Raw genomic sequence first — 21,667 nt, forward strand, 5'->3', positions numbered from 1 at the left:
GAAGTTATTCTCCACATCATTCTAAAAAAATCATAAAAAAAGGGATAGCTTTCACTACCCCCTAAACAAAATATGACGCTGTTTATACCCGCGATTGCGGGAATTAAGTACAGCATAGGCACATAAGCAACTATGCATAATTACGCTTTAATGCCATGCTGTACTTGTTGCTTTACTTCTGGATCCATTCTCCGTTTGATGTGGCATATAGGTTGGAAGTTTGATCTCCTACCAATACCTGAATTTTATATTCATCTGCTTCATTTTTAAAAGCTTTGGACACCTCGATGCCAGGAAAGTCGTTTTCAAGTGCATCGGTTACGGCGTCTGGCAATTCAGAAACATCTATTGGCGTATAGTCGTCCTGATCCATATAAATTTCTTCTGCTATCCCATCGTGAAAAAATACGGGCGTTGTTGCAAATGATGCAAAACTACCTAATGTTAATGCTGAGGCTAATACTAACTTTTTCATATCTATATTTTTTAAAATTTTTTCTTCTGTTTATTTAAGTACCAGTATTGTACCAATTTTAAAATTTACAATTCAAATAACTGAAAATCAATTGTTTATGTTGTTTTTTTGATTTAGAAACCTTATTAAAAGGTGTATAAAGAGTGTGTAAAAAGGCACCTTTACTGGGTAATTAATACCCTTTTTACAAGGAAATCCCTTGATATGAATACAAATCGAGTAGGAGAACAGGGATTAATTCCCTGTCCGACCTCTCACACCACCCAGCATACGGTTCCGTACTGGGCGGTTCCCTAAGTTTTAGTACTAACTTTTCGATATTGGTCTGACAGCATTAAGTATCCTGCTTTTCTTAGTCTTTCTGTGGTAATCGTGGTACTAAGGATAAAGCTGTTAGCGGTATGCCAGTAGCTTTTCCTTGTATTTGCCCACTCGTGGGCCTTGAACTTATCAACTCCTAGGTTTATTAAATGCCTCATCCTGGTGACATTCCGTTTCCATTGTTTCCATATCACCATCCTAAGTCGCCGACCGTACCATTTGTCTAAGCTGATAAGCAGCTTTTTAATGTCTGCCAATTTGAAGTAATTTACCCAACCAATAATATATTGGCGAAGGGTTGTTTTCCTTCGTTCATTACCCAAGCCATTACTACGTGATGTAAGCTCTTTAATTTTAGCTTTCATCTTGGATACGCTATTTTGGTGTACCCGAAGTCGCCCTTTTCCTTTCTTTTTATAAAAGAGTATCCTAAGAACTTAACCTTAGAGATATAGGTACTTTGGCTTTTATCCCTGTTCACCTTTAAGAACAGTTTTTCCTCTATGAAGCGGGGCATGGTTTGCATGGTGCGTCGTGCTCCACGTTTGCTACGGCATAGTATCATCACGTCATCAGCGTATCGGACAAATTTATGCCCGCTACTTTCCAACTCCTTATCCATTTCGTTTAGCATAATATTGCTTAAAATTGGACTGAGAGGCCCCCCTTGGGGGACTCCCGTTTCGTTGGCTTGTAATGTTGGCCCTTTTTGTATACCAGCGTTAAGGTATTGGTGTATCAAGGATATCACACGACCGTCTTTTACAGTGCGTGAGAGTACCTCTATCTGTTTGCTATGTTCTACGGTATCAAAGAACTTTTCTAGATCCAAGTCTACGGCCCAGTGATAGCCTTCCGGTATGTACTCTTGACACTTCCTTAAAGCACCATGAGCGCCACGCCTTGGTCGGAACCCATAGCTAGCCCCGATAAAGAGGGGTTCGTATATAGGTATGAGGATTTGGGCAATGGCTTGTTGGATACACCTATCAACTACAGTAGGAATACCTAGTTGGCGCATCTGTCCATTGTCCTTGGGGATAAGAACCCTGCGTACGGGGTTCGGTCGGTAAGTACCGTTTAAAATGGAGCAGACCAGTTCGTCTTTGTGTTTGACAAGATAATCCTTTAGTGATTCAACTTCCATCTTGTCTACTCCTGAGGCTCCTTTGTTGCGCCTGACTTGTTGGTAAGCTCTATGAAGGTGTACAGGAGACACTAGCTTCTCTAGTAGCCCATCTTCTAATGAGTTAGTAACCGTGAGGTTATTTTCAGTTATCCGTAGATACGTCCGCCCTCCCACATAGCCTTCGGATGCCGTCCTATTCTTTTGTGGGCAGGTCTCCATTGTAGAGATTTTCTGCATTCTTCCGTTCATACGGTAACGTTCATTTACCACTCACTTACTTAAAGTTCGGCCCTTCCCTATGTGAAGTTTTGCTTAGGTACTATGGCGTCTGCTGACTTCTCACGACAAGCTTTACGCCGTGTTTCCCAGAAAAACGTCCACACCTCCGTGAGACCTCCCTAGGTAGGACCGATAACTTTCATCCCAGCTACCCGCCACATTTACCATATTGCCTCCGGGCAGTATTGGACTTCGGTTTGTGCAGCAACCTTGTCCAGACAATTTTGGCCTTATATGTAGTTTCTGTTCGTCAGGCCGGGATTTTGCCGCCAGCTTCCTTCAGATTCCACCTCGCAATGGACACCCTTGCTCTTGGCTAACACTTCCCACTGTTAGAGCATGTTCGGGACTTGCACCCTATAGTTATCGCCCATGCTAGGCGCACTAAAAAAAGCGGCTTCCCTACAGGAAACCGCTTTTCAAACGTAATTAAAATAAACGAAGCTTATATGTCGTTATTATTTCTGGATCCACTCTCCACTTTCGTTGGCATATAGTGTAGAAGTTTCTTCTCCTACGGTTACTTCTAATTTATATTCAGAAGCTTCATTTTTATATGCTTTAGAAATTTCAGCTCCAGGGAAATCTGCAGCTAATGCATCGGTAATTGCTTGAGGAACTTCAGCTACTTCAATCTCTTGATATTCTTCTTGAACCATGTAAATATCTTCTGCTATTCCATCGTGGAAGATTACAGGGGTTGCTGCAAATGATGCAAAACTACCAAGTGTCAATGCGGATACTAAAACTAACTTTTTCATAATAAATGGGTTTTTATGATTAATATATTATTTGTTTCTTAATTCTGTTTGATTAATATATTACCATATTTATACCAAAGCAAGCACCCGTATGCCCTTTATATATAATACGCTGATATATAAGTAATTATGACATTAAAGTATATCAAGCCTTTTTTTAAAAGTGTGTAAAAAAGCGTGTATCAAGAAGTATTGTGTGTAAAAAATATACAGCCCGAACAACAAAACCCCATTATACCATACTGATAATGAGGTTTTTAAAATGAATATTTTTTACTTGTCTTTTACCTGATGGGCTGGCTTTAATAAGTCTACCACTGTTTTGACTGGATTAAACGTTGTAAGCGGTACCTCTACAAAAATGGTGTTCCAAAATGCCATCCCGCCATTCCACAAACCGGGAAGCTCCAAGGCCTTTAACTCTTTCCCGTCCTTTGTTTTAGTGGTTATAAAAGCTTGTTGCTTGTTTATATAGTCCAGTAAATTGTACTTTTCCCCTTTGTAATTTTTGGTGCTGCATACTATATCTACGGGGTTAAAGTGGGTTGCGTTGTTTAAAATATCCTTCTGGAATTTATTGTTCCCATCTATTTGGGGAGATTCTACTATTTGAAGCGATATGTTACCATCTTCGTCCTTAATCCAAAATGGACCGCCCCCGGGTTCGCCTTCGTTTTTTACCATTCCGCATATCCTAATCGGGGCGTTTAGTTTTTCCTTTAAAAACTCAATTTGATAGATTTCCTTATACTTGTCCACATCGGGCTTTACATGTACATTAAGGTTGTTTTTTAAAAAGTCCTTGATTTCTTCAATTTTGGCTTCACTGGGTTCTTCATTGTCAAGGAGCTTGGCATATTCAAAAACTTTGGACTGAATTTCGAGCAATTTGCCCGCCAGTATTTTTTTGTATTCGGCCACTTCATGCTTGTATTTGTATACAACCACATTGTCTATATTCTTAACAAAAATAATGTCGGCGTCCTGCTCGTTTAGGTTTTCTATTAAAGCACCGTGACCGCCTGGCCTAAAAAGTATTTCTCCCGATTCTAGCCTAAAAGGTTCGTTTTCCATATCGACCGCAATGGTATCTGTAGATTCTTTTTGAAAAGAAAATGATGTTTTAAAGGAAACGCCTGTTTTTTCTTCCACCCGTTTTTTTATTTTTTCCATTTCATCATCAAAATCGTTGTTGTGTTCTTTAGAAATGGTAAAATGAAGGTTGGCCGTTCCTTTGGATTCGTCGTAAAGAGCAGCTTCATACATATGTTCCTCAAAAGCAGTGGCCGGATGCGTTTTGTATTTATGGAAAGGAAGCAGGCCTTTGGGACTGGATCCGTAATCGAATTCATCTTTGTCCAACAGGATTTTTATAAAATAATATTTTTGGAAATGATCGGGAAGGTTTAGAAAATCCGGGTGTTTTTCAACAAATCTTTTAATTACGGCTTCGTAAAACGGAAACTTTTCAACCCCAATAAAAAATGTCCTGATAATATCGGCTTTTTCTCTGTTTACATAAGCGTTAATTGTTTCGTTGGCGGGATTATAATTGTTTAAAAACTGAAAAAGTGCCTTAAACATTCGGGTTGCCGCCCCGGAAGCAGGAACAAATTTTAATAGATTCAGCGTGTCTTTCTGTTTCTCGAACAGCGATATGTATTTTTCCTTTTCTGCATCAGAAAATTGATGGATCCCATGATCTATGGTAGCTGCCGCCAATAAATTTACATAAGGGATGCCTCGCTTAAAAGTCTCTATTTGTTCGGTTACCTGACTTTCACTTATTCCCTTTTTTTGCATTTGTTTTTTATCGGCTTCCGTAAGGTCTATCATTTTTTAAAATTTTTTCAACTTGGTTAATAGCCTGTTTTAATCTTGTTTCCAGGTTTCCTTTTAGCACAAAGTAGGGTTTATTGTATGTATCGAGGGCATTTTTGAAGCGCTTGAACATGGCTTCACGTTCATTGGGCTTGTCCCTAAGGACATCTTCTTCCCATGGAACATCAATATACGTTAAAAAATATAATTCGTAATTATTTTCCAAGGCATATTTTTCAATTTTAGGGTCGCAATATCCATTGTAATAGGCTTCAGAATATACTTTTATTTCCAGTAGGTTGGTGTCGCAAAAAAGTACTTTATTGGTATGTAAGGTCAATTGGTTTTCTTCCTTCATCTGCCCTTCAGCAATAATTGGCAAATCCTCTTTTGTGCAAAGCTCTTTTTGAGTATTCCATTTTGCCTCCAGATAGGCCCGCATGTATTCAGGTACCCATTTTGTATTAAAATGTGCAGCTAAAGATTTTGCCAAAGTGGTTTTCCCGGTAGATTCAGGACCAAAAAGCACTATTTTAACAATGTTTCCGGGCTTTTGTTTAAATTTTTCTTCCATGCTTTATATCCGTATATTGCTATAATGGTTAAAATGGCGTAAAGAAAACCAGACATAACTAAGCCCTTAAACAGGTATAAAGGGACTGAAATTACATCGCCAATAATCCAAAAAGTCCAGTTTTCGAGCTTTTTCTTTGCCATGAGCCACATACCGGCAAAGAAAATGGCCGTTGTGAGCACATCTACATATGAAAACCATGATTGCCATTTCTCAAAATATTCATAAACCCCAACAACAAAAATTACAGCGCCAAAAAATAAAAGGAACACGATTTTTTTTTCTTTTGATGTGGTCCTGGTAATAGGAATAAAATGCGTGGCGTCTACTTTACGTGTCCATAAGTACCAGCCGTAAATACTCATTGAAAAATAATATGCATTTATAAGCATGTCTCCCAATAAACCATATTGCAGCAACAAATACACATATATGGCCGTGCTGATGATTCCGGTGGGATATACCAGGATATTTTCCCGTTTAGAATACCATACGCTCAAGAGCCCAAAAACAATGGCAATTGCTTCTAAAACAATATACGGCATTGGCACTCCTTGGTATTGGGCAAAAAACCAATCAAAAATGTGGCTCATAATCGCTTCTGTCGGTTTTTACAAGCTTCATGTACAGCAAACCTTTATCGATCATCCCAAAAGCTTCCTTGATTTCCTTTGTCAAAACCTGCATCACTTCATCATAATCGCCATAAACTTGTGTACTCAATGGGTTTTCGAGCACCGTTAAGCCACTTGCGCGCATTTTTTTTATGAAATGGATAATGGATGGCTCATAATCGTCTTGAATGGGCGTTAATGTTAACTCTACTGATATTTTCATTTGTTTAAATTTTTATAGTTGTAATTTACTATTCAACAGTCAATTTCTTTTACAGTTCTATTGCATACGCACAGGTAAAACCATCAAACTCTAAAAAAACTGCTTTATATTTTTTTACGGTTTCATTATAAAAAATCCAACTCACCGTTTTTTTATCCATAAGCTTAAACGGAATTACTTTAGCATGTTGTTTAAAACTCATTCCTTCGGTTGCAAAAATTTTGTACAGGCTTTCCTTAATGCACCATACAACCGTAAGCGGCCTTACATCGGCATCGGACAAAAAATTGTATTCGTAATCCACAAACTTATGGGCTATTACACTTATTTTTTCCCGTTGCTTTTCAATATCGATCCCAACTTTTAAAGTATCGCTTATTATAATACCGGAAAAAATAAAAGAATGTGTTATCGATATCTCTTTGCCATCTTTTAAATGCGGCTTTCCGTTAGTATCATAATACAGGTCGGAAGTTTTATAACCGGCCGCCTTGAGCAGTTGCCGCACGCTTAAAAAACCTCTTTGGTGAATTTCAGACTTCATATTGCCCAGCCTTAATTTACAATTGGCCGTAAGCTCAATACCATCCATTAATCTCCCCTTGGGCTCTTCTATCTTCCAAATCAATACTTTAGTGCCCCGGCAAGGCGTTATAGTTTTATAAAGAGGCATGTATAATACAAGTTAATTATGTAACTTTGCACCAGATTTTGTGGTTCAAGATCACTATTAAAAAAAGCAATTTTGTTGCTTAACGAACGTAAAAATAAGAAAGTAATATGAGTACCAAAACAATTCCTTATGTAGCTTACAAAGTAAAAGACATTTCTTTGGCAGAATGGGGAAGAAAAGAAATAGAATTGGCCGAAGCCGAAATGCCCGGTTTAATGTCCTTAAGAGAAGAATATAAGGACGAACAACCCTTAAAAGGCGCCCGTATAGCAGGATGTTTACACATGACCGTTCAAACTGCCGTACTTATAGAAACATTGATTGCATTAGGGGCCGAAGTTACATGGAGCTCATGCAATATATACTCTACCCAAGATGAAGCCGCCGCTGCCATTGCTGCTGCCGGTATCCCCGTATATGCGTGGAAAGGCATGAACGAAGAAGAATTTGACTGGTGCATAGAGCAAACGCTTTTCTTTGGAGAAGACAGAAAACCATTGAATATGATTTTGGACGATGGTGGCGACCTTACCAATATGGTGCTGGACAAATATCCAGAACTTTCCAAAGATGTAAAAGGCTTGTCCGAAGAAACAACTACAGGCGTACATCGCTTGTACGAGCGCGTAAAAAATGGCACATTACCTATGCCCGCAATAAACGTAAACGATTCGGTGACCAAATCGAAGTTCGACAACAAATATGGGTGTCGCGAAAGTGCCGTTGATGCAATTAGAAGAGCAACAGACGTTATGTTGGCCGGAAAACGTGTGGTAGTGTGCGGTTATGGAGATGTTGGTAAAGGTACCGCGGCCTCTTTTAAAGGCGCCGGATCTATTGTTACCGTTACCGAGATAGATCCTATTTGTGCACTTCAGGCCGCAATGGACGGATATGAGGTGAAAAAATTGGAAACAGTTATCGAAAAAGCCGATATCGTTATAACCACCACCGGAAACCGGGACATTGTTACTGGCAAGCATTTTGAAAAAATGAAAGACAAGACCATTGTTTGTAATATTGGTCATTTCGACAACGAGATCGACGTTGCATGGCTTAATAAAAACCATGGAAACACCAAAATAAACATCAAACCGCAAGTAGACAAATATACCGTTAACGGAAAAGACATTATCCTATTGGCCCAGGGCCGTTTGGTAAACTTAGGTTGTGCCACAGGGCATCCAAGCTTTGTTATGAGCAACTCGTTTACCAACCAAACGTTGGCTCAAATAGAATTGTGGAACAATTCCAACAAATACCAAAACGAGGTTTATATGCTTCCAAAGCATTTAGACGAAAAAGTGGCAAAACTTCATTTAGAAAAAATAGGCGTAGAGCTTACCGAACTCAATGAAGAACAGGCCAGATACATAGGCGTAGCGGTAGAAGGGCCCTTTAAGCCCGAGTATTATAGGTACTAAACCTTTACAATTAAAAAAAATCAAAAAAAAGCAGTTATATATCCTTATAGCTGCTTTTTTTTATACATCATTTTCTTAGTTTCTGGGGCAATTACACCGATAAGCGGTGTAGCAGGTTTTACGCTACCAGTTATAGCAAATCATATATAAAAGTTTGCTATAAGCTAACCGCTTCAATCCTTATTGCATAATAATCAACATATTTACTTTTTGGTCAGATCATTTTTTATAACTTAACGTAGGTTCCATATAATAACACATATTAATATTAAGCTCGATTTTAGATTAGTTATATTCCACAAACAACTCCTGCAAGGTCTTTTTTTTACCTTGTATGTGCATTCCTGCTGTAAAACCTTGCAGGAATAATCAAGCTCAATAGAGTCTCGAACCCACGTTAAATTAATGCATATGGCTTATGACGATAAGAAAATAAAAGTTCCACGGTTTAACGAAGAATCCGGGTTTTATACCACAAAAAAACGCTCAAAAATGATGGGCCGCATAAAAGGTATAAACACCAAACCCGAATTGTTGTTCCGGAAAGCCCTGTGGAAAAAAGGCATCCGTTACCGCTTAAACAATGAAAAATTACCGGGAAAGCCAGATATTTCAATTAAAAAATACCGATTGGCAATTTTTATTGACGGCGAGTTCTGGCATGGTTACAACTGGCCAGAAAAAAGCATGCAATAACGCGAAACAGAGCCTTTTGGGTCCCCAAAATAGAAAGAAACATGCAACGCGACCGGGAAGTAAACGCCCAATTGGCAGAAATGGATTATACCGTTTTTAGGTTTTGGACGCACGAAATTAAAAAAGAACTGGACAAATGCATAAACGATGTGCTAGTTTATATCAATACCGGTAGGATAGATTGGTAGCAACTTTAGCACTGCAAAAAACAAAAAGGGTCACCGTTCTGGGTGACCCTTTTTAAATTTTGTTTTATTTATAAAATCTTATTAATGATTCAATTCTTCTTCATTCTCTTGTAAAGGAAGCGTTTGCGGTACAAAATCCTGCCCTGGAATTACATATTCACCATCTTCATTGGTTTTACTGTAATCGTAAGCCCATCTATGCACCTCTGGAATTTCACCAGGCCAGTTTCCGTGGATATGTTCCACGGGAGTTGTCCATTCAATAGTATTCGAGTTCCATGGGTTTTGAGGAGCTTTCTTACCGTAAAAAATACTGTGAATAAAGTTCCATGCAAAAATTAACTGTGCCAACCCTGCAATAAGTGCAAAAACAGTCATTACCACCTGAATGTTTGTTAAATCGTCAAACATCGGGAAGTTTGTATTTGTATAATAACGTCTTGGCACCCCGGCCATTCCCACAAAGTGCATCGGGAAAAATACACCGTATGCACAAATAGCAGTAATCCAGAAATGGATATACCCAAGATTTTTATTAAGCATTCTTCCAAACATTTTAGGGAACCAGTGATATATTCCGGCAAACATCCCGTAAAGTGCAGAAATACCCATTACCAAATGGAAGTGGGCCACTACAAAATAGGTGTCGTGCACGTTAATATCAAGGGCACTGTCACCTAAGATAATTCCTGTTAACCCTCCCGTAATGAAAGTAGAAACCAAGCCTATTGAAAACAACATTGCAGGATTTAACTGCAAATTCCCTTTCCAGAGCGTCGTTATATAGTTAAAAGCTTTTACAGCCGAAGGAATTGCAATCAATAGTGTTGTAAAGGTAAATACCGAACCTAAGAAAGGGTTCATTCCCGATATAAACATATGATGTCCCCAAACAATGGTTGATAAAAATGCAATTGCCAATATGGAAGCAACCATTGCCCTGTATCCAAAAATTGGTTTTCTAGAGTTGGTAGCTATAATTTCAGAAGTAATTCCCAATGCCGGTAATAATACAATATAAACCTCAGGGTGGCCCAAGAACCAGAAAAGGTGCTCGAACAATACGGGAGACCCTCCTTGATAGTGTAAAACTTCACCTTGAATAAATATATCCGACAAGAAGAAAGACGTACCAAAACTTCTGTCCATTATTAACAATAAAGCAGCCGATAATAATACAGGGAAAGAAACAATACCAATTATGGCAGTTACAAAAAATGCCCAAATGGTAAGCGGAAGCCTAGTCATGGACATTCCCTTTGTTCTTAAATTGATTACCGTAACCACATAGTTAAGTGACCCCAACAAAGAAGACGCGATAAATATGGCCATGGAAACCAACCATAAAGTCATTCCCATTCCAGATCCGCCCATTGCCTGTGGCAATGCACTCAATGGTGGATATATGGTCCATCCCGCAGCGGCCGGTCCAGCTTCAACAAATAAAGACAGTACCATGATAACACTGGACAAGAAGAACATCCAATAAGAAATCATGTTCATAAACCCAGAGGCCATATCCCTTGCACCAATTTGCAATGGTATAAGAAGGTTACTAAACGTACCACTCAATCCTTGTGTAAGTACAAAGAATACCATTATGGTACCGTGTATGGTAACTAAAGCCAAGTATATATTAGGGTCCATAACCCCTTCTGGAGCCCATTTACCCAATAATACCTCAAATATCTTAAAAGATTCTCCAGGCCATGCAATTTGCATTCTGAACAGTAAAGACATTGCAATACCCAATACACCCATAATCAAACCAGTAATTAAATACTGTTTTGAAATCATTTTATGATCTTGGCTGAAGATATATTTGGTAATAAATGTCTCCTTATGATGATGTCCATGATCATGTGCGTGACCTTCTGAGTGCCCCTGTGCTGCTGTTGCTGACATAATCTTATTTACTTTTATATTTTAATTCTATCGTTATTAAATTGTAATCTATTCTGCTGCTGCAATAGTTTTCTTGAACGTATCTTGTTCCTTCATCCATGCATCGAACTCTTCTTGTGTCTCTACTACTATTTTCATTTGCATATTGTAGTGAGAGGGTCCACAAATTTTGTTACATAACAGAACATAGTCAAATTCCCAAGGATCGGCATTATCATCTCCATTTGCCCTTCTTTTAGCCCTTATTTTATTAATATGCTGAACTTTTTCAGCAATTCCGGGATCCATTCTCATTTCTTCGGTTGTAATGGTTGGTGTGAACGAAAATTGAGTAATCATCCCCGGAACACAGTTCATTTGTGCCCTAAAGTGTGGCATATAAGCAGAATGGAGCACATCTTGTGAACGCATCTTAAAGATAATCTTTCTTCCAACCGGCAAATGTAACTCTGTTTGGGAAACTACATCGTCCTGACCATAAGGGTCGGTTTCATCTATACCCAATACATTGTTTTTATTAATGTCTATCAACCTTACATTGGCTTTCCCTAAAACATTATCTGCTCCGGCATATCTGGCCTTCCAGTTAAACTGTTGAGCATATAGTTCTATAATAATCGGGTCTCCTTCTTCTTCATCGATATCCATCAAGCTGGTCCAGGTAAACAATCCATAAAGGATTAAACCTGCCAAAACAATTACAGGAATAATTGTCCAAATAAACTCTAATTTATCATTATCTGCATAAAACAATGCTTTTTTACCTTTTTGTCCTCTATACTTGTATGCAAAGAAGTACAACAATGCTTGGGTAACTATTTGCACAAAGAATATAAGTGCCATAGAGATATGCATCAAGCTATCATATTCCGGTCCATGTTTGGAAGCCGGGGTACCTAATAACACATCGCCCCATTCCCAGAATGAATAAATTGTAAGTAGGTAAATGAATATTAAGAATCCGAACATCAAATATCCATTAATCTTGTTGTCTTTATCATTAGCGATTTGAGAATTTTCGGTGCCAACTTGTGACAATTCAAAAATCTTAGTCATCTGCCAAATGGCAATGGCAACAAGTAGAAGAACAATTATTGTTAATAAAGCAGTCATCGTATATATCCTGTTTACTTTTTAAAATTTAAATTAATAATGAAAGTGTTTACTTTCTTCAACAAATGGGTTGCGTTTTGCTAAGAACGATGGTGTTTTGGCCAACGCACTGAACACAACAAAAATGAACAATCCTAAGAAGAAAAGTATACTTCCAATTTCCGGCACTCCAAAGCCCCAATGCTCACCTACAGTAGATGGCATTACAATTTGAAAGATGTCCATATAGTGGCCTATAAGAATGCTTATTCCTGCAATCATTACAAACCAGTTTACACGTTTAAAATCGCTGTTCATCAATACCAAGAACGGACATACAAAGTTGAACACCAGCATTCCAAAGAATATCCCATTGTAATGCTCTATCCTGGTAAGGAAATAGCCAGCTTCTTCGGGTATGTTTGCATACCATATCAACATGAACTGTCCAAACCATAGGTAGGTCCAGAAAATGCTTAAACCAAACATAAATTTGGCCAAATCGTGTATATGGCTATCGTTTACAAATTCTAACAATCCTTTAGATTTAAGGTACATTGTAACCATTGCTATAACCGTTACGGCAGAAACAAACATACTTGCAAAAACATACCATGCAAACAATGTGCTGTACCAATGTGGCTCTAACCCCATGAACCAGTCCCATGCCATGATGGATTCTGTTACAAAGAAGAACAACAAGAAGAAAACAGACATTTTAAAGTTCTTTTTATAATAGGTATTGTCCTTGGCATCGTCTTGAGCATACGAATTTTTAATGGCAAAATGCCTATATATAATCCATCCCGCCAAGAATATGAGTGATCTTATCAAAAAGAACGGTATGTTTAAATATCCTGATTTTAACTGTAATATTTCATCGTGTGCCATTACGTTTGGATCCATCCAAATATACAAATGGTTTAAATGAAAAGCGGACGTCAATACAAAGAATACATAAAGTATTACCGCTCCCGGGAACAGATAGGAACTAATGGCTTCCATAACCCTAAAAAGTACCGGGGACCATCCTACTTGTGCCACGTGTTGTATTGCATAAAAAACAAGTGTTCCCAAAGCTAGCATAAAAAAGAAAAATGCTGCAATAAAGAACGCTGCCCATGGGCGGTTCTGCAATTTACTCAATGTATGCTCGTCATGCGATTGATGACTTGCAGCTTCATCGCCATGTACGTCTGCATGGACACCAGCTTCTGCATGATGCTCTTCTACAGCCGCTGCTTCATGGGTACTTTCTCCATGCCCTCCACCATGGTGAGCATCTTGAGCAACCATAGCTTTAGCCTCTTCTATTGTAGAAGGAGAATTTATAAAACCTAATCCTATCCCAAGAAAACCAACCACCATTAATATGATAGATGCTAACTTTAATTTATTTGAAAACGTGTACATATCTTAATATCTTCTTTTTGATAGTTGATCTTAATTATTTATTCTCTAGGTCTTGCTTAAGTTTCATTACATACTCTGTAACTTCCCAACGCTCTTGTTCGTTTAGTTGATTTGCATAAGAACCCATTGCATTCAATCCATAACGAATTACGTGGTAAACACTTCCTTCTGTAATGGCCCTACCGGCATCATCATAACTGGGAACCCCTAATATTTTTTCACGGTCAACTAAAACTCCTTTTCCATTTCCTTTGGTACCATGGCAAACTGCACAGTAGATATTGAAAAGTTCTTCGCCCTTTTTTAAATATTCATCGGTTACAGTAGAGTCTGCATTCCTGTATGCCTCAAACGGAAGAGGGTTTTTCAAGTTTGCCTTTGCAAGGTCATGCCCTTCCAGTGTATTTGGATATTCGTATGGCATGTGCCCTCTTGCAATGGTCCCCTCTACGGGTAATTGCCCTTCTTTTCCATTTCTAAATGCACCTGTTTCCTGATATGTTTCATAACTTACCGGTTCGTACATATTAGGCATGTATTGATAATTTGGTGTTGATTTGTTATGGCAAGATGCAACTAAGGTAGCAACGCCTAACACAATCCCTATTTTTACAAAAACTCTCATTTCGAATTATTAATGCTTTTCTGAAACTTTAACTTCTACCGCTCCCGTATCTACCAAGAGCCTTGTTAGTTCGTCTTCATTATCATGTAAAGACACTTCCATTAAAAAATGGTCGTCTGTTGTTCTTACATCAGGATTTTCTGCTTTTTTAAACGGCCACAATTTACTTCTCATATAAAAAGTAATTACCATTAAGTGAGCTGCAAAGAAAACGGTTAACTCAAACATAATAGGTATAAAAGCCGGCATGTTCTCAATAAAACTAAAGCTGGGCTTTCCCCCGATGTTTTGAGGCCAGTCTTCTATCATGATAAAGTCCATCATCAATACGGCTACAGTTATACCTACACATCCGTACATAAAAGATGTAATGGCAATTCTTGTAGGTGCTAAGCCCATAGCTTTGTCCAGCCCGTGTACCGGGAATGGCGTATAAACTTCTTCAATATGATGATGCGCTTCCTTAACCCGTTTTACGGCCATCATTAAAACGTCGTCATCATTATATATCGCTTGTATAACTTTTGAAGCCATAGATTAATTTATTAAGTTTTTAGCTTGACCTGCCCAATCGTCTCTTTGTGCCCTTCCAGGAAATGCTCCTGTAATTTCATCTAAAAGATTGTATTCTTTCTCGGACATTTTACTTACTTGTTCGTATTTATAGATCCCTATCTGGTTCAATGTTTTTTCCATAACCGGACCGATCCCGTTTATCTTTTTAAGGTCGTCTGCTTCATCTTCATCGTCATGGACACCCAAGGAAGCTAATAATTGAGCCTGTTTTTCGGCATCTATTTTTATGCTTTCTGAAGATGTTTTCTTGCTTACTTCAGCAATGTCCGATGTTCTGTGGTCGGCTGCGGTTCCGGCAAGGCTATTGCCTTCTTCGCGAAGTCTCTTGTACCTTTCTCCAGATGATTTCAATATTGTTTTAACCTCTGCCTGTGCTATTACAGGGAATGTTCTTGCATATAATAAAAACAATACAAAGAAAAATCCTATTGTCCCCAAAAATATCCCAACATCTACAAAAGTTGGAGAGAACATAGACCATGACGACGGTAAGTGACCTTTACTCAAGTTGATTACGATAATATCAAAACGCTCGAACCACATCCCTATGTTAATAACAATGGATACAATAAACGACCACATAAAGTTTCTTCTCAGTTTCTTTATCCAAAGTGTTTGCGGAACCACAAAGTTACATATAATCAAGGCCCAAAATGCCCACCAGTAAGGACCCGTAGCGGCACCGATTGAAAGGTATGTGTAGTCTTCGTAATTACTTCCGGAGTACCATGCAATAAAAAACTCGGTTATATAAGCCACACTTACAATCCCACCGGTAAGCAAGATTACCTTGTTCATGTACTCGATATGGGCTCTTGTTATGTAATTTTCAAGGTTCGATACTTTACGCATAATAATAAGCAGCGTTAATACCATTGCAAAGCCCGAGAAAATTGCCCCGGCAACGAAATAAGGAGGATATATGGTACTGTGCCATCCCGGTATTACCGATGTAGCAAAGTCAAAAGATACAATGGTGTGTACAGAAAGTACCAATGGTGTTGCCAAACCTGCCAATACTAAGGATACTTCTTCAAAGCGTTGCCAATCTTTTGCCCTACCGCTCCATCCGAAGCTTAATAAACTATATATTTTTTTCTGAAAAGGCTTAACTGCCCTGTCGCGCAACATTGCAAAATCCGGGAGCAATCCTGTCCACCAGAATACAAGTGAAACCGATAGATATGTAGATATTGCAAATACGTCCCAAAGCAATGGTGAGTTAAAGTTTACCCATAACGACCCGAACTGGTTTGGTATTGGTAGTACCCAATAGGCCAACCAAGGACGCCCCATGTGAATAATCGGGAACAAACCTGCCTGAACAACCGAGAAAATTGTCATTGCCTCTGCAGAACGGTTTACGGCCATTCTCCATTTTTGACGGAACAATAACAATACTGCCGATATAAGTGTTCCTGCGTGCCCGATACCTACCCACCATACAAAGTTAGTAATGTCCCAGGCCCATCCAATGGTTTTATTTAATCCCCATACACCAATACCAGTTGAAATGGTATAGATAATACAGCCCAATCCCCAAAGGAAGGCTACTAAAGCTATTGAAAAGACAATCCACCATTGTTTGTTTGCCCTTCCCTCAACCGGGGCGGCAACATCTACAGTAACATCATGGTAAGATTTTTCTCCCGTTACTAAAGGTTCACGTATAGGTGCTTCGTAATGCGACGCCATAATACTTTATATAATTATTCTTATTAGTTTTTTGTTTTACGCTTCTTCTGTATTTCTAATTTTTGTGTGATAGAATACATTTGGTCTGGTTCCTTTAAAACCAAGTAAGTGATACATACGGCTACTTTCTTTTAGCGCAACCACTTCACTTTCTTTATCGTTTACATCGCCAAACACCATAGCTCCAGAGCTACATGCTGCCGAACATGCTGTTTTAAATTCGCCATCCTTAATTGGCCTACCATCTCTCTTGGCGTCAAGGATTGTTTTTTGCGTCATTTGTATACACATAGAACATTTTTCCATTACACCACGAGATCTTACCGTTACGTCTGGGTTTAATACCATTCTCCCTAAGTCATCATTCATATGGAAATCAAACTCGTCGTTCTCGCTATACAAGAACCAGTTGAAACGACGTACTTTATAAGGGCAGTTGTTTGCGCAATATCTTGTACCCACACAACGGTTATAAATCATTTGATTTTGACCTTGTTTACCATGTGATGTTGCCGCAACAGGACAAACTGTTTCACAAGGCGCATGGTTGCAGTGCTGACACATTACCGGCTGAAATGCCACCTGAGGATTTTCAGATGGATGCTCTAACTGATGGTATGTACCAATTGAGTTGGGAGCAGCTTCCACTACTTCCGTATCGCCTTCGAAGGTTTCTTCTGATGAATAATACCTATCTATACGCAACCAGTGCATATCCCTATATTTTCTCACCTCACTCTTACCAACTACCGGAACGTTATTCTCGGCATGACAGGCAATTACACATGCTCCACAACCTGTACAAGCATTCAAGTCTATCGACAAATTGAAATGATGCCCTATGCTGGAATCGAAAGATGCCCAAAGATCTGATTCTTCAACGGGAACCTCCTGATGATTTACAGACACTTCCGGTTGCGGATTCCATTCGTGCGAATTTTTAGTATTAAATATCTCCAGTGAAGTTTCACGAAGGATATCGTTTCTTCCGTCCATGGTACTCTTCATCTGCACTGAGGCAAACTCGTGCGTACCAGAAACTTTTTCAATTTTAACCTCTTGAGAGTTATTAAAGTCTAAATAAAGCGGGTATGCATTTACCCCGGTCTTCATTTCCTCTTTTACGCCAAGTTTTTTACCATATCCAAATGAAAGGCCAACCGTTCCTTTAGCTTGACCCGGCTGGATTAAAACTGGCACTTGGTCTATGGAAACACCGCCAACGGTTACTTTTACATAATCTCCATTAAGCCCTCCATTGGAAACGGTATAGTTTTCCAAGTCCAGCGCTTCGGCATCTGCTAAAGAGATTGTCAAGTAATTATCCCAAGTTGTACGCGTAATTGGGTCGGGAAGTTCCTGCAACCATGGGTTATTGGCTTGTTTACCGTCTCCCATTGCTGTTTTAGGATATAACACAAGTTCCATTCCGCTTGATGCAGTTCCTGCCAATTTTCCGGCAGAAGCGGCAACGGAAGCTACAGCGGCCTCGGCCACCATAGAAGCTTCATTTTTATCTATATTTTCATCGGTTGAGGCTTCAATATTATCTTCTTCTACAACTTCAACAACATTTCCGTTTCCTATAAAAACTCCATCGTGCAATGCTTGGCTCCATGAAGCTCCACCAAGAACGGTAGTTTCCCAAGCCTGCCTCATGTAATCATGGAAAGCAACATCGTTACCTGTCCATTTTAGCAGTGAATCCTGAAATTGTCTTGTATTAAATATAGGACGTATTGTTGGCTGCATTAAACTGAAATGATTCTTTTTCATCTCCACATCTCCCCATGATTCTAAATAATGGGGTGCCGCGGCAACATATGTCGTTTTTGTTGAAGTTTCGTCTTCTTTAAGCGAGAAGGCTACGGATAATGGAACCTGAGCCAAGCCAGCTTCGAACTCTGCCGCATTTGGCAATGTATAAAGCGGGTTAACACCGCTCATCATCAATGCGCCAACCTTGCCCGCATTCATATCCTTAACAAGTGTAGCCACTTGTTTTGAATTTCCTTGCCTGGTTAATCGAGGTTGATCTACATCCATAACCACACTGGAAATGGATTTATTGATTGCCAAAACAATTTTTTGGGCGTCAACATCGCTAATTCCGGTGACAACAACTGCTTTTCTACCAGCCCTTGCTACTTGGGCAGCAGCATTTTTAACTGCTTCATCTATTTTTGCCGGCAATTCACCACCAACAGAAGTACCATTTAACGCTGCATAGAATTTAGCCAAAGCTATTTTTTGCTGAGAAGGCGTTAAAGGAACTCTTTTATCGGCATTTGCACCGGTTAAACTCATATTTGATTCAAACTGAATATGACGCGACATTTTTCCGTGAGCTGGAATACGGCCTTTGGAATACCCTGAATCGTATCCGCCACCTTGCCAATCGCCCAAGAAATCTGCGCCAAAGGAAACAATTACTTCAGCTTTGGAAAAATCGTAATCCGGTAAAGCACGCATCCCATAAGTTGCTTCAAAAGCATTTAGGGCCGCATCTTCTGAAATGGCATCATACTGAATATGCTTAACATTACCATACTTTGCAGCGAACTCAGCTATCAACTTATTGGTAGCAGGGCTGGCAAAAGTTTGCGTCAACAATACAATTTGCTTTCCACCTGCTTTGGCAGCATTAAGCCCATTTACCACATTTGTATCAAGCTCCTCCCATGACGTATATTGGCCTTTTGATTTGGGCCCTTGTACCCTTAAACTATCATACAATCCTAATACCGACGCATGCACCCTTGCATTTGCACCACCATTTATTTTAGCGTCTGTATTGTTTTCTACTTTAATTGGTCTTCCTTCACGAGTTTTTATCAATATGCTAGCAAAATCGTACCCGTCGGCAATGGTTGTAGCATAATAATTTGCCACGCCCGGAACTATATTTTCCGGCTGCACCACATAAGGAATTGCTTTCTTTACGGGCCCCTCGCAAGCCGCCAATGAAGCAGCAGCTGTAGTGAACCCTACATATTTAAGAAAATCCCGTCTGCTCGTAGACGAAGAATCTAATGATTCTTTATCTCCTAAAAACTCATCTGTAGGGATTTCCTCAACAAACTCATTCTGTTTAAGCGTCTCAGCGATAGAGCTATTTGGATTTAGCTCCTCAACACTTGACCAGTATTTTTTGTTTGATGCCATGTTATATATAACTATTTTAAATCGGCCTGCCTTAACAGGCTTCACTTAGATTCTTTATGTTAAACTCTCTCGAGAAATTATTATTAATAGTGACACTTAGCACACTCGATTCCGCCAAGCTGGGCAGCTGTCAATTCTTCCACGCCGTATTTTTTGGAAAGCTCGTCATGTATTTTTGTATAATACTCGTTCCCTTCCATTTTTACATTTGTCTTACGATGACAGTTAATACACCAACCCATTGTTAACGGAGCCTCTTGATGTAAAATCTCCATTTCCTGAACCGGACCATGACATTCTTGGCAAGCAATTCTTCCTACCGTTACGTGCTGCGAGTGATTAAAGTATGCGAAATCTGGTAAATTATGAATCCGCACCCATTTTACAGGCTCTGTCTCCCCAGTATATTCTTGATTTTGAACATCCCATCCTACAGCTTTGTAAAGTTTGGCGATTTCTCCATCATAAAATTCTTTTGAATATTCTGCCCCGCCAGTTTCTTCTGCAACCTCTGGAATACTCTTATGACAGTTCATACACACATTTAAAGATGGAATCCCTGATGTTTTTGAAGTTCTGGCCGAAGAATGACAATACTTACAATCTATTTTATTATCCCCTGCGTGAATTTTGTGCGAAAAGTGAATTGGTTGAATTGGTTGATATCCTTGATCTACACCAACCTGCATAAGATACCCAAATGCAAAATAAGCAGACGCCAACAACAAGAACACTACAGAAACCAATACTAAAAACTGATTTTTAACAAAGGCTCTCCATAGCGGCATTCTTTCTTCCTTCTCTGGAAATTCCACGCCATTTACTGCTGCGATTCTTCGTAACGTTTTATTTACCAAGAACAACATTACAACTAATACTCCAAACACTAGAACAAGCGCTCCAAGTATAATTTCATTACCTACGCCCCCAGATCCACCATTTTGGGCAGTTCCCGTTCCAGTCCCTGCATCAGTTGGTTTTTTCTCCTCTTTGGGAGCCATGGTATAAGCGATAATATTATCAATATCCTGATTGCTTAGTTGAGGAAAAGCAGTCATTACAGACGGCTTGTACTCATCCCAGAGTTTATTGGCTTCTTCATCGCCAGACTTTATTAAGGCCTGACTGTTTTTTACCCATGCATGCAACCATTCCCTATCATGCTTATCGCCCACACCTCTCAACGCAGGCCCTGTCATCCTTCTGTCTAGATTATGACAAGCGGCACAATATGTATTGAACAAAGATTTTCCTGCTGCAGGATCACCTTGCTGATCTTGTGCAAAAAGAGTCGTTGTAAATGATAGCATTAGCGCTAATCCGATACCTAAAATTCGTGAAGTTGAATTACGGCGTATCACCTTTTTCATATTGGAATATGTATTTTCTATCATAAATTGGCACGATTTTTCCACTGTATCCGTGATAAACCGTTTTTTTAATCCGAGCACAAAAATACGACATAGACTCGATTTGGAAAATGTTAGAGAAGCGTTAATACATAATTTATACTAATTCTAAATAAAAAAAACTGCCTATTAAAAAAATAATAGATTTACATTTGCATAAAACAGCATTCATTATGAGAATATTAGGAAATAAAGACTCTTTAATTTTATTGATTTTTGCCCTTGGCCTATGCGGAATTAGCCATGCACAAAGCAGTGTTAAAACTTCTGAAAAAGAGGGTGTGATTAATGTGGAACAAGACGAAAGACTCAATGAGCTTGTAGCGTACAAAACTAAACTGAACAAAACGGATAACGAAAAGCGTTTTAGGATCCAGATTTACAACGGGACCCTGGAAGGTGCCCAAAAAGCCAAAAGGGTCTTTAATAGCGAGTTCAAGGACCTTGTATGCGACATTGCTTTTGAAACCCCAAACTATAAAGTAAGGGTTGGCAAATTCAGGACCAGACTGGAAGCCGATAGGTATTTGTTGAAAGTAAAAGAGGAATACCCCAGTGCATTTTTGTTGCAGCCATAAACTCCACAAAAGACATAAAAAAAAGAGCGGC

At 39.1% G+C, this 21,667-nt stretch carries 21 protein-coding genes; 4 read left to right on the forward strand and 17 right to left on the reverse strand.

Going from position 1 to position 21,667, the window contains the following annotated elements:
* Window positions 1-172: 172 nt before the first annotated feature.
* The 9 genes from PSF86_RS11710 to PSF86_RS11750 all read right to left on the reverse strand — a co-directional run bounded on the left by PSF86_RS11710 (window position 173) and on the right by PSF86_RS11750 (window position 6,870).
* A complete protein-coding gene (locus tag PSF86_RS11710) occupies window positions 173-475 on the reverse strand; it encodes a hypothetical protein (protein WP_277900270.1) in 303 nt (100 codons plus the stop codon).
* A gap of 293 nt (window positions 476-768) precedes the next feature.
* Window positions 769-1,161: a group II intron maturase-specific domain-containing protein gene (locus tag PSF86_RS11715; protein WP_277900271.1), complete on the reverse strand. Its 393-nt coding sequence runs from the start codon at window positions 1,159-1,161 to the stop codon at window positions 769-771.
* Window positions 1,158-1,943: a group II intron reverse transcriptase/maturase gene (gene ltrA, locus PSF86_RS11720; RefSeq protein ID WP_277900272.1), complete on the reverse strand. Its 786-nt coding sequence runs from the start codon at window positions 1,941-1,943 to the stop codon at window positions 1,158-1,160. The genes PSF86_RS11715 and ltrA overlap by 4 nt, the downstream gene beginning before the upstream one ends.
* A gap of 719 nt (window positions 1,944-2,662) precedes the next feature.
* Window positions 2,663-2,965, reverse strand: a complete 303-nt coding sequence (locus PSF86_RS11725; RefSeq protein WP_277900273.1) for a hypothetical protein — start codon at window positions 2,963-2,965, stop codon at window positions 2,663-2,665.
* Window positions 2,966-3,238: 273 nt separating this feature from the next.
* Window positions 3,239-4,801, reverse strand: coding sequence for a DUF4301 family protein (locus PSF86_RS11730; RefSeq protein WP_277900274.1), 1,563 nt, complete (start codon window positions 4,799-4,801; stop codon window positions 3,239-3,241).
* Window positions 4,776-5,360: an ATP-binding protein gene (locus tag PSF86_RS11735; RefSeq protein ID WP_277900275.1), complete on the reverse strand. Its 585-nt coding sequence runs from the start codon at window positions 5,358-5,360 to the stop codon at window positions 4,776-4,778. The genes PSF86_RS11730 and PSF86_RS11735 overlap by 26 nt, the downstream gene beginning before the upstream one ends.
* On the reverse strand, window positions 5,315-5,953 hold the full coding sequence (gene pnuC / locus PSF86_RS11740; RefSeq protein ID WP_277900276.1) for a nicotinamide riboside transporter PnuC: 639 nt from the start codon (window positions 5,951-5,953) through the stop codon (window positions 5,315-5,317). Before pnuC ends, PSF86_RS11735 begins: the two co-directional genes overlap by 46 nt.
* Window positions 5,937-6,197, reverse strand: coding sequence for a thiamine-binding protein (locus PSF86_RS11745; protein ID WP_277900277.1), 261 nt, complete (start codon window positions 6,195-6,197; stop codon window positions 5,937-5,939). Before PSF86_RS11745 ends, pnuC begins: the two co-directional genes overlap by 17 nt.
* A gap of 49 nt (window positions 6,198-6,246) precedes the next feature.
* On the reverse strand, window positions 6,247-6,870 hold the full coding sequence (locus PSF86_RS11750; protein WP_277900278.1) for a 4'-phosphopantetheinyl transferase family protein: 624 nt from the start codon (window positions 6,868-6,870) through the stop codon (window positions 6,247-6,249).
* A gap of 107 nt (window positions 6,871-6,977) precedes the next feature.
* Here PSF86_RS11750 and ahcY point away from each other — a divergent pair, with 107 nt between their 5' ends.
* The 3 genes from ahcY (at window position 6,978) to PSF86_RS11765 (ending at window position 9,178) form a co-directional block, all read left to right on the forward strand.
* Window positions 6,978-8,294 carry an adenosylhomocysteinase gene (gene ahcY / locus PSF86_RS11755; RefSeq protein WP_277900279.1) on the forward strand — a complete coding sequence of 439 codons (1,317 nt, stop codon included), beginning with the start codon at window positions 6,978-6,980 and terminating at the stop codon, window positions 8,292-8,294.
* Window positions 8,295-8,705: 411 nt separating this feature from the next.
* On the forward strand, window positions 8,706-8,990 hold the full coding sequence (locus PSF86_RS11760) for a PDDEXK family nuclease (RefSeq protein ID WP_277900280.1): 285 nt from the start codon (window positions 8,706-8,708) through the stop codon (window positions 8,988-8,990).
* Between the two features lie 41 nt (window positions 8,991-9,031).
* Complete coding sequence (locus tag PSF86_RS11765; RefSeq protein WP_277900281.1) at window positions 9,032-9,178, forward strand: DUF559 domain-containing protein; 147 nt, start codon at window positions 9,032-9,034, stop codon at window positions 9,176-9,178.
* An 81-nt stretch (window positions 9,179-9,259) separates the two neighbouring features.
* Here the strand turns inward: PSF86_RS11765 and PSF86_RS11770 are convergent, their stop codons facing one another.
* From PSF86_RS11770 to PSF86_RS11805, 8 genes are all read right to left on the reverse strand, one after another.
* Complete coding sequence (locus tag PSF86_RS11770; protein WP_277900282.1) at window positions 9,260-11,083, reverse strand: cytochrome c oxidase subunit I; 1,824 nt, start codon at window positions 11,081-11,083, stop codon at window positions 9,260-9,262.
* Window positions 11,084-11,131: 48 nt separating this feature from the next.
* The gene (locus tag PSF86_RS11775; RefSeq protein ID WP_277900283.1) at window positions 11,132-12,196 is read right to left on the reverse strand and encodes a cytochrome c oxidase subunit II; all 1,065 of its coding nucleotides are present in this window, start codon (window positions 12,194-12,196) and stop codon (window positions 11,132-11,134) included.
* A 33-nt stretch (window positions 12,197-12,229) separates the two neighbouring features.
* Entirely contained in the window at window positions 12,230-13,588 is a 1,359-nt protein-coding gene (locus PSF86_RS11780; RefSeq protein WP_277900284.1) for a quinol:cytochrome C oxidoreductase, read from the reverse strand.
* 34 nt (window positions 13,589-13,622) lie between these two features.
* On the reverse strand, window positions 13,623-14,213 hold the full coding sequence (locus PSF86_RS11785) for a c-type cytochrome (protein ID WP_277900285.1): 591 nt from the start codon (window positions 14,211-14,213) through the stop codon (window positions 13,623-13,625).
* A 9-nt stretch (window positions 14,214-14,222) separates the two neighbouring features.
* Window positions 14,223-14,747 carry a DUF3341 domain-containing protein gene (locus PSF86_RS11790; RefSeq protein ID WP_277900286.1) on the reverse strand — a complete coding sequence of 175 codons (525 nt, stop codon included), beginning with the start codon at window positions 14,745-14,747 and terminating at the stop codon, window positions 14,223-14,225.
* Between the two features lie 3 nt (window positions 14,748-14,750).
* Complete coding sequence (locus PSF86_RS11795; RefSeq protein ID WP_277900287.1) at window positions 14,751-16,484, reverse strand: helix-hairpin-helix domain-containing protein; 1,734 nt, start codon at window positions 16,482-16,484, stop codon at window positions 14,751-14,753.
* 36 nt (window positions 16,485-16,520) lie between these two features.
* Entirely contained in the window at window positions 16,521-19,649 is a 3,129-nt protein-coding gene (locus tag PSF86_RS11800; protein ID WP_277900288.1) for a TAT-variant-translocated molybdopterin oxidoreductase, read from the reverse strand.
* Between the two features lie 83 nt (window positions 19,650-19,732).
* Entirely contained in the window at window positions 19,733-21,019 is a 1,287-nt protein-coding gene (locus tag PSF86_RS11805) for a c-type cytochrome (RefSeq protein ID WP_277900569.1), read from the reverse strand.
* Window positions 21,020-21,231: 212 nt separating this feature from the next.
* Here PSF86_RS11805 and PSF86_RS11810 point away from each other — a divergent pair, with 212 nt between their 5' ends.
* Entirely contained in the window at window positions 21,232-21,636 is a 405-nt protein-coding gene (locus PSF86_RS11810) for an SPOR domain-containing protein (RefSeq protein ID WP_277900289.1), read from the forward strand.
* Window positions 21,637-21,667 lie beyond the last annotated feature (31 nt).

The organism is Galbibacter pacificus, assembly GCF_029603165.1.
GTDB lineage: Bacteria > Bacteroidota > Bacteroidia > Flavobacteriales > Flavobacteriaceae > Galbibacter > Galbibacter pacificus.

What these genes read in the sequence shown, in the direction of transcription:
- PSF86_RS11710 (WP_277900270.1), bottom strand. Translation starts at nt 475, where the DNA reads ATGAAAAAGTTAGTATTAGCCTCAGCATTAACATTAGGTAGTTTTGCA.
- PSF86_RS11715 (WP_277900271.1), bottom strand. Translation starts at nt 1,161, where the DNA reads ATGAAAGCTAAAATTAAAGAGCTTACATCACGTAGTAATGGCTTGGGT.
- ltrA (WP_277900272.1), bottom strand. Translation starts at nt 1,943, where the DNA reads ATGGAAGTTGAATCACTAAAGGATTATCTTGTCAAACACAAAGACGAA.
- PSF86_RS11725 (WP_277900273.1), bottom strand. Translation starts at nt 2,965, where the DNA reads ATGAAAAAGTTAGTTTTAGTATCCGCATTGACACTTGGTAGTTTTGCA.
- PSF86_RS11730 (WP_277900274.1), bottom strand. Translation starts at nt 4,801, where the DNA reads ATGATAGACCTTACGGAAGCCGATAAAAAACAAATGCAAAAAAAGGGA.
- PSF86_RS11735 (WP_277900275.1), bottom strand. Translation starts at nt 5,360, where the DNA reads ATGGAAGAAAAATTTAAACAAAAGCCCGGAAACATTGTTAAAATAGTG.
- pnuC (WP_277900276.1), bottom strand. Translation starts at nt 5,953, where the DNA reads ATGAGCCACATTTTTGATTGGTTTTTTGCCCAATACCAAGGAGTGCCA.
- PSF86_RS11745 (WP_277900277.1), bottom strand. Translation starts at nt 6,197, where the DNA reads ATGAAAATATCAGTAGAGTTAACATTAACGCCCATTCAAGACGATTAT.
- PSF86_RS11750 (WP_277900278.1), bottom strand. Translation starts at nt 6,870, where the DNA reads ATGCCTCTTTATAAAACTATAACGCCTTGCCGGGGCACTAAAGTATTG.
- ahcY (WP_277900279.1), top strand. Translation starts at nt 6,978, where the DNA reads ATGAGTACCAAAACAATTCCTTATGTAGCTTACAAAGTAAAAGACATT.
- PSF86_RS11760 (WP_277900280.1), top strand. Translation starts at nt 8,706, where the DNA reads ATGGCTTATGACGATAAGAAAATAAAAGTTCCACGGTTTAACGAAGAA.
- PSF86_RS11765 (WP_277900281.1), top strand. Translation starts at nt 9,032, where the DNA reads ATGCAACGCGACCGGGAAGTAAACGCCCAATTGGCAGAAATGGATTAT.
- PSF86_RS11770 (WP_277900282.1), bottom strand. Translation starts at nt 11,083, where the DNA reads ATGTCAGCAACAGCAGCACAGGGGCACTCAGAAGGTCACGCACATGAT.
- PSF86_RS11775 (WP_277900283.1), bottom strand. Translation starts at nt 12,196, where the DNA reads ATGACTGCTTTATTAACAATAATTGTTCTTCTACTTGTTGCCATTGCC.
- PSF86_RS11780 (WP_277900284.1), bottom strand. Translation starts at nt 13,588, where the DNA reads ATGTACACGTTTTCAAATAAATTAAAGTTAGCATCTATCATATTAATG.
- PSF86_RS11785 (WP_277900285.1), bottom strand. Translation starts at nt 14,213, where the DNA reads ATGAGAGTTTTTGTAAAAATAGGGATTGTGTTAGGCGTTGCTACCTTA.
- PSF86_RS11790 (WP_277900286.1), bottom strand. Translation starts at nt 14,747, where the DNA reads ATGGCTTCAAAAGTTATACAAGCGATATATAATGATGACGACGTTTTA.
- PSF86_RS11795 (WP_277900287.1), bottom strand. Translation starts at nt 16,484, where the DNA reads ATGGCGTCGCATTACGAAGCACCTATACGTGAACCTTTAGTAACGGGA.
- PSF86_RS11800 (WP_277900288.1), bottom strand. Translation starts at nt 19,649, where the DNA reads ATGGCATCAAACAAAAAATACTGGTCAAGTGTTGAGGAGCTAAATCCA.
- PSF86_RS11805 (WP_277900569.1), bottom strand. Translation starts at nt 21,019, where the DNA reads ATGAAAAAGGTGATACGCCGTAATTCAACTTCACGAATTTTAGGTATC.
- PSF86_RS11810 (WP_277900289.1), top strand. Translation starts at nt 21,232, where the DNA reads ATGAGAATATTAGGAAATAAAGACTCTTTAATTTTATTGATTTTTGCC.